At 33.1% G+C, this 8,135-nt stretch carries 8 protein-coding genes and 1 pseudogene; 4 read left to right on the top strand and 5 right to left on the bottom strand.

Annotation, left to right across the window (positions count from 1 at the left end):
- Positions 1-87: pseudogene (locus A0J48_RS08820) on the bottom strand (bifunctional nuclease family protein); the annotation flags it as partial.
- Positions 88-163: 76 nt separating this feature from the next.
- Between A0J48_RS08820 and A0J48_RS08815 the strand changes: the two are divergent.
- The 4 genes from A0J48_RS08815 to A0J48_RS08800 all read left to right on the top strand — a co-directional run bounded on the left by A0J48_RS08815 (position 164) and on the right by A0J48_RS08800 (position 6,452).
- Positions 164-1,294, top strand: coding sequence for an aldo/keto reductase (locus A0J48_RS08815; protein WP_200322269.1), 1,131 nt, complete (start codon positions 164-166; stop codon positions 1,292-1,294).
- Between the two features lie 1,016 nt (positions 1,295-2,310).
- A complete protein-coding gene (locus A0J48_RS08810; RefSeq protein ID WP_200322267.1) occupies positions 2,311-2,970 on the top strand; it encodes a hypothetical protein in 660 nt (219 codons plus the stop codon).
- A gap of 65 nt (positions 2,971-3,035) precedes the next feature.
- Entirely contained in the window at positions 3,036-5,033 is a 1,998-nt protein-coding gene (locus tag A0J48_RS08805) for a P-loop NTPase fold protein (RefSeq protein ID WP_200322265.1), read from the top strand.
- An 18-nt stretch (positions 5,034-5,051) separates the two neighbouring features.
- Entirely contained in the window at positions 5,052-6,452 is a 1,401-nt protein-coding gene (locus tag A0J48_RS08800; RefSeq protein ID WP_200322263.1) for a DUF1802 family protein, read from the top strand.
- A 54-nt stretch (positions 6,453-6,506) separates the two neighbouring features.
- On the opposite strand, the gene A0J48_RS08795 is transcribed toward A0J48_RS08800, so the two are convergent.
- The 4 genes from A0J48_RS08795 to A0J48_RS08780 are packed head-to-tail and all read right to left on the bottom strand — an operon-like array spanning position 6,507 to position 7,903.
- Positions 6,507-6,869 (bottom strand): aspartyl protease, encoded by a 363-nt coding sequence (locus A0J48_RS08795; protein ID WP_200322261.1) that lies wholly within the window; start codon positions 6,867-6,869, stop codon positions 6,507-6,509.
- Entirely contained in the window at positions 6,866-7,183 is a 318-nt protein-coding gene (locus A0J48_RS08790) for a hypothetical protein (protein ID WP_200322259.1), read from the bottom strand. Before A0J48_RS08790 ends, A0J48_RS08795 begins: the two co-directional genes overlap by 4 nt.
- Positions 7,184-7,226: 43 nt before the next feature.
- Positions 7,227-7,589 (bottom strand): aspartyl protease, encoded by a 363-nt coding sequence (locus A0J48_RS08785; RefSeq protein WP_200322258.1) that lies wholly within the window; start codon positions 7,587-7,589, stop codon positions 7,227-7,229.
- On the bottom strand, positions 7,586-7,903 hold the full coding sequence (locus A0J48_RS08780) for a hypothetical protein (protein WP_200322256.1): 318 nt from the start codon (positions 7,901-7,903) through the stop codon (positions 7,586-7,588). The genes A0J48_RS08785 and A0J48_RS08780 overlap by 4 nt, the downstream gene beginning before the upstream one ends.
- Positions 7,904-8,135 lie beyond the last annotated feature (232 nt).

The following is an 8,135-nucleotide window of genomic DNA, read 5'->3' as shown; positions in this document are numbered from 1 at the left end:
CCGACGATCTGAACTATCTTTTAGCAATACAATCGGGCTGCGGGTTATGGCATCTAATGCTATACCAGCGACTCTCATTTCAATCATTGGCTAACCCTCAAAAATCCTTTAATTGTTTGGATGCTATTCCCTATTCCCTATTCCCTATTCCCTATTCCCTGTTATGCAATATCGTCGTTTTGGTAAAACTAATTTACACTTCTCGGTTTTTTCTTTGGGGACAATGCGTTATTTGGCTGACGCAGAAAATGCCTATAAAACTATTGAAAAAGCTTTATCTTTAGGTATTAATCACATAGAAACTGCTAGGGGTTATGGGAAAAGTGAAGAGTATTTAGGTACAGCAATTAAAACAGGTTTGTCTGTACCACGAAATCAGTTATATATCACTACTAAAATTCCGCCCTGTGCTGATGCTGATACTATGGGTCGGTATATTGATCAATCTTTAAACCGTTTAAATTTAGATTATCTTGATTGTTTGGGTATTCATGGTTTAAATACTAGAGAACATCTGGAATGGGTAGAAGCTAAAAACGGCTGTATGCAAGCTGTACAAGAAGCGGTAGATGATGGCAGAGTTAAGCATATTGGTTTTTCTACTCATGGTGCTTTAGAGATTATTTTGGCAGCAATTAATACAGATTTTTTTGAATTTGTTAATCTCCATTATTATTATTTTTTCCAACGTCACGCTTCAGCTATTCAAGCAGCAATAGAAAAAGATATGGGTGTGTTTATCATTTCTCCTGCTGATAAAGGTGGAAGACTTTATACACCACCGGATAAGTTAAAAGAACTCTGTCAACCATTTACACCTTTGGAATTAAATTATCGTTTTTTGTTGAGTGATAATCGAATTACAACTTTGAGTGTAGGTGCTGCTACTCCAGAAGAATTAATTGCACCTTTAGCAGTTGCTGATAATGTTGGTGAGTTAACAACAGAGGAAATTACTGTTTTTGAAAGATTAGAAAATCAGAAAAGTCAAGTTTTAGGAATTGATAAATGTAGTCAGTGTTATGCTTGTTTACCTTGTCCGGAAAATATCAATATTCCTGAAGTTTTAAGATTAAGAAATTTAGCAGTTGCTTATGATATGAATGACTATGGAAAATATCGTTATGGAATGTTTGAAAATGCGGGTCATTGGTTTCCAGGAATGAAGGGAAATCGTTGTACAGAATGTGGTGATTGTTTACCTAGATGTCCTGAAAATTTAGATATTCCGGCTTTGTTAAATGATACTCATGAAAGATTAAATGGGAAAGCTGGGAGAAGGTTGTGGAGTTAGATATTTTGTCTGAATCAGGACACCCTTCGGGAAGTCAAAAGTCAAAAGTCAAAAGTCAAAAGTTAGAATTTTTTTGTCAGAATCAGGATGTCCAGGATTTGAGGATGTAGAGGATGGCGATATTTAATATTTTTTGTTTGAATCAGGATGTCCAGGATTTGAGGATGTAGAGGATGGCGATATTTAATATTTTTTGTCAGAATCAGGATGTCCAGGATTTGAGGATGTACAGGATGACGATATTTAATATTTTTGGTCAGAATCAGGATGTCCAGGATTTGAGGATGTAGAGGATAATTCGTAATTCGTAATTATTTTGTCTGAATCAGGATGTCCAGGATTTTAGGATGTAGAGGATGGCGATATTCAATATTTTAATTAACACTTACATTCTCTTAAGTTGAATTAGCATGATTATGATTACATTGCTTTCAATATAAGATATCTGATTGATAAATAAAATCTTCTTAAAGTTTACTAATCATATCCAGCATCTTACAAATAAAAATCCTGAAAATCCTTTAATCCTGGATATCCTGATTCAGACAATTACAATCTGCAAATCCTAGACAACATCATACAAATAAAAATCCTGAAAATCCTTTAATCCTGGATATCCTGATTCAGACAATTACAATCTGCAAATCCTAAACAACATCATACAAATAAAAATCCTGAAAATCCTTTAATCCTGGATATCCTGATTCAGACAATTAAAATCTACTAATCATATCCAGCATCATACAAATAAAAATCCTGAAAATCCTTTAATCCTGGATATCCTGATTCAGACAATTAAAAATTGCGAAATTGGTTAAACAATTATTGTAACAGTTTTATACTCAATATATAGTAACTAGTAAATTTATAAGTTACGTAAATTCTCTATTGCTTTTTATGTAGATAATTTGAGCAATTAATAAGCAATATCGAGAAAATAAACAATTTTTTGGCTGTGGTGACATAAAAATAACAATCATTATTATAATAATTTCAGTTATTTAACATACATCATCATGAGTTCAAAAACAAAGGATTTACAGGCGGGTTACGCTAAAACTCGCTTGCTGCTGGCGTTGTGGGATTTGGGAGCAAATGAACAGGAAGTGAAAAAAGGTTTATTGACGAAGCGGATAGTGGCTAAGGGTCAGAAGATGGCTGACTATAAGGAGATTTTAGAGGATTTGCAAATGCAGGGGGCGGTTAATGTTTCTCGGACTGGTTATACTCTCATGTCACCAATTGGTTTAGAAGTGTTGGGTGCGGGTTTGCGTAGTGGTGAGTTTAAGTTTGAGGGAACTATTGTTGGTACTTGGGCTGCTAATGCGTTGTTGCGGTGGATAAGTAGTATTGATGTTGCGGTAAGTGCGCCGGTTGCTTCAGGTGATGGGGTTATTAGTTCCTATGAGGAGTTTAAAACTGTCGCGTTGGATGTTTATGAGAAGTTAAACAAGGATCACAATTTAGATGATTTAGTACAAATTTATCGCATAAGGAGAGAGATAGGAGAGCGAGTTAGTCGCACAGAATTTAATGATTGGTTATTAGAAATGCAAGCAGAGGATATTTTTCAATTGATGACAGGAGAAATACCAGATATTACTCCTGATAGAAGAGACGATTCTCTTACAATCCCTGGTGCTGGTTTACGCTACTATGCTAAAAAGTTACAATAACTCAATTTTTGCTCATCTTTGATCACTTCTAATTTATTGATTCATTAAATACCCTCTCAAAAATTATGAACAACACTGTATTTTCTTCCATTGAAGAAATAAAAGCTGCTATTCAAAGTCATAATCCATTCATCAATACAAGTATCGTTAAAGAACAAGATGTTTTTGGGAAAAAATTTCTGGATGTTCCTAGCTTAAATGCTCATGCTTCCAATGCTGTTTTTCAAGCAATTGATTTAGTAAAAAATAATCAGCAAAAATTAACCACTATTTTAATTACTGCTCAAATGGGGGCAGGTAAAACTCATATTATTCACCGCATTGGACATCAAATTAGACAAAGAGACAACGCTTTATTCATTTATGCTAGTGGCAATAAATATACAGATTTAGATATCATTACTTACCAATTCCAACAAACTGTGGTAGACAGTCTTTGTCATATTGGTAAACAGGATGTCACAAAATGGCAAGAAATAGCGACTGCAATGGCCAATGAAGCCTTAAAATCTATTAACCCTAATTCTAATATTATTACACCCAAGAATTTAGTAGCCAGATTCGACAGCATATATACAAATGGTCTTGCTAACAACAAAAACTTAATGGAATTATTAGTTCAACAAATAATTAAATCTAAACCAAAAGTAGATGTTTACATAATTAGGGCTATTCTCTGGACACTTTCACAAACTTATGCTCCTTGTGCTATTAAATGGTTAGCTGGAGATGATATTGCACAATCTCATATAGATGCTATGGGATTACCAAATACCATCAGAAACATGAAAGATAGAGAAGCTGAAGCACTAAAAAATATTCAGCAGATGTTAAGTTTAATTAGTTTATATAATACAGTAGTTATTTGTTTTGATGAAGGAGAAAATAAAGACTGTAATGAAAATGGATTAACTACACCACAAATTATTGCTGATTTAGTTAAACGGTTACATGATACCCCTCAATTATCAGATTTAGGGAGAGGAATTGTCATTACTACTGTAATGTTTCCTGATACATTAAAATTTCAAATCCAGAAGTTCGGAGGGGTAATAGATAGAATTTCAACATATACAAATAGTAAACCAATAGAGTTAAAATTCCTTGATAGTAATACTATGGTGGACTTGGTTTCTATTCGTATGAGGGATTTTTATGAAAGCAAAAATCTAAATCCTGAAAATCCACTTTATCCATTTACTGAAGATGAGTTAAGAAATTATGGTAAAAACAGACCCACACCACGGGAAGCATTAAGATGGTGTGCAGAAAAAATCAATGACCCAATTAAACCCCCATCGGAACTTTTTAAAATAGCTCTAGCAAATCAAAGTACAATAGAATATGAGAATTATCTTGATGATAATGAACTCATTAGTAAAGCTTTGTGTTTTGCTTTTGAGACTTTAGTCGGGGAAATCTTAGAGGGAGAAACATCAACCGGGCAAAAACTCAATAAATTAAAAATTAACAGTATAGAAGTTGATATTAAACCTAAAGCAAAAAATAACAATTGGATAAATTTTAAAATTCTTGGAGAAGAACAAGGTAAATCATTTACTATTGGAGTTGCTGTTTTACAACATACTCGCATGACATCTGTTAATGGTGGTTTACAAAGATTGATAGACTATGAAACATTTGGTTTAACGAGAGGTTGTTTAGTTCGTTCTGCAAACAGAAAAATTAATAAAAATTGTCTGGCTTATAGCAAGCTACAAACTTTGGTAGAAAATCAAAATGGAGAACAAGTAGATTTAAAGGAGGAAGAAATTAAACCACTAATAGATTTATATTATGTTTATCAAGACTGTACATTACATAATCTGAAAGGTGAACAAGTTAAAGAATTTGCTAAGGATATTATCATTAAACATCCTTTATTACTGGAAATATTGAGTGATCCTTCTGGTGTAATTAATGCTAATAGCATTGAAGAAGATACAGGAGATTTATTTGCTCTCTTAAAAAACAACTCATCTAATAGTCAAACTATATCTTTAGATGATGATAATTCTATACAAAAAGATATAGATGAGTTTTTCAAAATTAACAATTTGTAATTAGCGATTTTATAAATCATGTATGAACACATTATAATTCATCGCGCTATGGTTTTACCTGGCTCAGATGTTGAAGCCTTAATACAAGGTAGAATGATTGTAGCTATACCGTCTATATTTCTACATATAGGTGAAACTTTTAGTTTGTATCCTTTAGGAATATCTACAAATAATACTTTAATTAAAGCATGGGCTAGATGTGAATTTTGCGAACGTATATATAAGAGAGAAGAATTAGATATTTTATCTCAACTAACAATCTGGAAACAAGAATTATTTGAGGAAATATTACAAAACCGTCCCCATTTCTTCCTAGCCTATTTACGAGTTTATCATTTAGATAAACCTTATGAAATTCCAGCTATTCACAACATTCAAGAAAAAGTAGGAAAATTTGCACCTTTACCTAATAACATTTCTGTATCTGAAACAAAACCTGTATTAAGTGATTACGTATTTAATCAACGTAAACAACAACTAGAAAACCGCCAACCTCCTCTACACCCTGAACTGGAAGAATTACATAATTTATTATCACAAATAGCTAAAAATAACCCAGCAGCACAGCAATTAGAAAATGACATCAACGTATTTTTAGGTTGGAGTAGCGAACCAACTGCAAATACACTAAATTCTGATTTAGCTTGGATTCAAACCATAGCATCTTTAGGAGATAGAAGTATAGAATTTGAAGAGAAAAAAAGCAATTATCAAGCAGGTACAGACTTTGAAAACATATCCCGTAAAAGTTTGGAATTTTTAGGATTCAAAGTAGAAAATGCTTATAAAGGAGGTGCAGGAGGTTTAGACTTATATTGTTCACAACCTTATCCTTTAGTTTGCGAATGTAAAGCAGGTAGAAGCATTCCAGATCGTGCAGTAGAAGAATTAGATAGAATTGGTAAAAGACATCTGCAAGAAAATTATCTGCAAGCAGTACGGTTAATTATTGGACCTGGTGAACCTACCAAACAACTCAAACAATCTCTCGAAAAATCTGCGAAAATATCTAAAACCAGTATTATTAAAGCTATGACATTACAAAAATTAGTAGAACTAAAAGCAAAATATCCAGGTGCAATAAATTTAATTGAATTAAAAGAATACTTAGAACCAGGACAAATAGACTATAAAATTAACGAATATATAGAAAAAATAGAAAAAGAAATAAAATTGCGATCGCACATTATTCAACTCGTCAAAAAACATCTAGAAAAAACAGGTACTAAAGACGCTAAAGTTGGTGAACTTCGCATAGCATATCTTTATGAACATCCACTTCAAAATTTAGAAGAAAAAGAATTATACGACATTCTTATAGAACTATCATCACCATTAACCGGTTACTTAGGAAGAATTAAAGCAGATTATTGGAAAAAAGATAGTTTTTATTATTTACAAGACTTACCAATAAATTAAAAATAAACTCTTCTCTCTGCGTTCTCTGCGTCTGGAGTGGTTCGTTTCTAAAACCTATCCCAAAGTTAAAACACCCGCTGGAAAATTCACCACCAAAGGCAAAAATTCCAACCACGCAGAACCCAACAAAATTTCCGTTAACTCATCTCCAGCATAAACAGGAATTTCATACTCTTGGTTATCCAAAATTACCTTACCTAAATAAATATCAAATCTTGACTCTCCCTGTGCAGTGCGTAGCTTTTCCTTAGATATAAATGACCAATTTAGACCTTGTAAATCTTGTTTATTGATAGCCATAAAGCCTGTGAAACCAGTATCAAACAAAGCATCCACAGGCAGATTTAAACCATCAGCAGTAATTAATTCAACTTCAAACAATAACCGCCCCTTATCACCAAAATAACCATTTATCATATTCTACCAGTTACTCCGGTTTCATTGATGCCAAATAAAAAATGTATCACATTAGGATGTTTCTCTCTAGCTTTCTTACTAGCAGTTTCCTTATCCTGATCAACAAAATAATCACCGCTATCTGGTTCGATAGCAATATACCATCCATAATTATTTTTTATCAACTCAGGAAGCAATTTTTCAAAAATCGCCCAACAACGTTGATAAAATAGTTCATCTTCGGCTTTACGTCTAGCTAATTCTTCCGGTGATAAAGTCAATTCAGGAAAAATTCGACCTCTTCTTCTGGGTGGTTTTGGTGTGAGTTGTGTCATGGTTTTTAACTCCAATTTTAACTATATTAATTGTATCAAAAAATTACCCTAAATTCAAAATACCTGCGGGAAAATTCACCACCAATGGTAAAAACTCTAACCACCGCGAACCCAATAAAATCTCCGTTAATTGATCTCCAGCATAAACAGGAATTTCATATTCTTGATTATCCAAAACCACTTTACCAGAATAAATATCAAAAACCTTTATTCCTTGTGCAGTTCGCATTCTTTGTTCACTAATAAATTGCCAATTCAAAGCATCTAAATCTTGTTTATTAATAGCCATAAAGCCTGTGAAGCCAGTATCTAACAAAGCATCAACAGGCAAGTTGAAGCCATCATTTGTAATTAATTCAACTTCAAAGAATAACTGCCCCTCATCACCAAAATAGCCCTGGATCATATTCTTCCCGTTACTCCTGTTTCATTGATCCGAAATAGAAAGTGTATTACATTAGGATGTTTGTCTCGTGCTTTCCGACTAGCAACTTCCATATCCTGATCAATGAAATAATCACCGCTATCTGGTTCTACAGCAATATACCAGTTATAATGTTCTTTCATTAATTCTGGACGGACACGCTCAAAAATTGCCCAACAACGCTGATGAAAGGCATCTCTTTCTGCTTCACGTTTTGCTAATTCTTCCGGTGATAAGGTCAATTCAGGAAAAATTCGACCTCTTCTTCTTGGTTGTTGTGATGTTAATTGTGTCATAGTTTTTAACTCAATTATTCAAACTCAGATAATTGTAACATAAGTAGGTTGACGTTGAAAATTGTCATTATGGCAAGGCAAGAGGCAAAAGGCAAAAGGCAAGAGGGAAGAGACTTTTAGCAAGTTTACATTTTGTTATATACCTCTGTTTTTTCACACCGATTTGCTTATTATCTTTTGTTGCCCAAATCACCCTAGATCATTTTTTTAAAATTAAATTAAATTAAATTCC

It is taken from the genome of Sphaerospermopsis aphanizomenoides BCCUSP55, assembly GCF_001586785.1.
Taxonomy (GTDB): domain Bacteria; phylum Cyanobacteriota; class Cyanobacteriia; order Cyanobacteriales; family Nostocaceae; genus Sphaerospermopsis_A; species Sphaerospermopsis_A aphanizomenoides_A.
The sequence above is the reverse complement of the archived record's forward strand: the minus strand, read 5'-3'. Positions and strand labels throughout refer to the sequence as shown.

Excerpts from the sequence above, each read along its gene's own strand:
- A0J48_RS08815 (WP_200322269.1), top strand. The coding sequence starts at position 164 with ATGCAATATCGTCGTTTTGGTAAAACTAATTTACACTTCTCGGTTTTT.
- A0J48_RS08810 (WP_200322267.1), top strand. The coding sequence starts at position 2,311 with ATGAGTTCAAAAACAAAGGATTTACAGGCGGGTTACGCTAAAACTCGC.
- A0J48_RS08805 (WP_200322265.1), top strand. The coding sequence starts at position 3,036 with ATGAACAACACTGTATTTTCTTCCATTGAAGAAATAAAAGCTGCTATT.
- A0J48_RS08800 (WP_200322263.1), top strand. The coding sequence starts at position 5,052 with ATGTATGAACACATTATAATTCATCGCGCTATGGTTTTACCTGGCTCA.
- A0J48_RS08795 (WP_200322261.1), bottom strand. The coding sequence starts at position 6,869 with ATGATAAATGGTTATTTTGGTGATAAGGGGCGGTTATTGTTTGAAGTT.
- A0J48_RS08790 (WP_200322259.1), bottom strand. The coding sequence starts at position 7,183 with ATGACACAACTCACACCAAAACCACCCAGAAGAAGAGGTCGAATTTTT.
- A0J48_RS08785 (WP_200322258.1), bottom strand. The coding sequence starts at position 7,589 with ATGATCCAGGGCTATTTTGGTGATGAGGGGCAGTTATTCTTTGAAGTT.
- A0J48_RS08780 (WP_200322256.1), bottom strand. The coding sequence starts at position 7,903 with ATGACACAATTAACATCACAACAACCAAGAAGAAGAGGTCGAATTTTT.